This is a genomic window from Aquincola tertiaricarbonis (genome assembly GCF_000969605.1).
Taxonomy (GTDB): domain Bacteria; phylum Pseudomonadota; class Gammaproteobacteria; order Burkholderiales; family Burkholderiaceae_C; genus Aquincola; species Aquincola tertiaricarbonis.
The window spans coordinates 1-1,405 of the sequence record NZ_JZUE01000070.1 but is presented as its reverse complement, the minus strand read 5'-3'; the positions used below and the strand labels follow the sequence as shown (position 1 = coordinate 1,405).

General features: G+C 63.7%; 1 protein-coding gene and 1 pseudogene. Both read left to right on the top strand.

From position 1 onward, the window contains the following. Positions 1-360: 360 nt before the first annotated feature. Complete coding sequence (locus VO99_RS27425) at positions 361-933, top strand: hypothetical protein (RefSeq protein ID WP_157039852.1); 573 nt, start codon at positions 361-363, stop codon at positions 931-933. Continuing rightward, positions 930-1,405 (top strand): annotated as a pseudogene (locus tag VO99_RS27420) (relaxase/mobilization nuclease domain-containing protein); the annotation flags it as partial. The gene VO99_RS27425 and the pseudogene VO99_RS27420, both read left to right, overlap by 4 nt.

The following is a 1,405-nucleotide window of genomic DNA, read 5'->3' as shown; positions in this document are numbered from 1 at the left end:
CGGCCCGGCGGTTCTCTGGGAACAAGTTTGGGCACCAACTGCATAGGCGTCTCCTGTACCAAAGACAGCTTAAGCGGCCGCTAAGACAACGCGGCGATGAAATTCAGCCGAATTTCATCCTTGACATCGCCAAATTTCGGATGCCATTCACTTGATGCGGCGGAATGCGCATTAAATGCAGATACCGTGACTGCTGATGCAAATCTTCAGCTCCACGCCTACTACTTGCTGAATTTGGACAGGAAATTCATCGGGCTAATGCCATTGAATGGCGAGAGACTCAAGTCATGGGTTAGTGCAGGATAGGCGCGCTGGCGCCGGTTGTCGGACAAGCTGGCGCTTGTCCTGAAGGAGGCTCGGATGGACACCTCACCTCGGGACCGCATCACGGTCGATTTGCAGGGCTTGAAGGGTGCGCTGGTGGCGCGCGCCGAGGCCGACGGCGTCATGCCGACGCAGTTTGTACGACTGGTGCTTGCTGCTTCGCTGGGGACGCAGGGCGCTATAGACGCCCAGGCAAGACAGCCCGCCGTACGGCTCAGGTCGCAGCGCCTGTGCTTGCGCATGCATCCTGACGAGGTGAGGGCGGTGCTGTCGTCGGCTGCGCTTGCTGGTCTACGGCCCGGTCGCTGGTTGGCACGAGTGGCCGCTGGCGGCGCTGTCGGTGCGACTGCGGAGCAGCTCGACGCTCAGCGCACGGCATTGGTAGCCATGACGGCTGAACTGGCGGCGTTACGCAGAGTCCTGCAGCGACTGAGCTTGCAGGGCCGCATCGATCCGACGTCTCCGCAAGCAGATGTCCTCAGGCAGGGTCTCGGCGACTTGCGAGCGCTCCTCGTTTCTGCAGCATCGCTGGCGATGAACAGCCCGCAGGTGGACCACGCGCCGATGCTGCAGACGCACGGCCGCAGCGTCGCTCGGAGCGCGCCATGACGCTATCCACCGATGCCGCCTTGCTGCACTGGGGAGAGCGGCTGTTCTATCCGGGCAATCGACGGGTGCCCAACGCAGCGCCCCGCCTGCGCGGCTCGCCTGCTCAACGGGCCGCTGCCCTGCGCGAGCGCATCGCCGCGCTGGTGCAGCGCCGTGCCCCTCAGGTGATGGCCAAGGTCACCGGAGGCGGCCGAGGTATGCGCGCCATCACCGCGCATTTCCACTACATCAGCAAACACGGCCGGCTGCCGATCGAGGATGAACGCGGTGACGTGGTGCAGGGTCGGGAAGAGCTCGACCTGCTGGTGGACGAGTGGCGCTGGGGTGGTAGCCCGATCGAGGAACACACTGAGCGGCGCGAGGCCTACAACATCATGCTGTCCATGCCGCGTGGCACCGACCCGTCCATCGTGCAGCGCGCGGCGCGCGAATTCGCACAGTTAGAGCTTGCAGATCACAAGTACGTCATGGT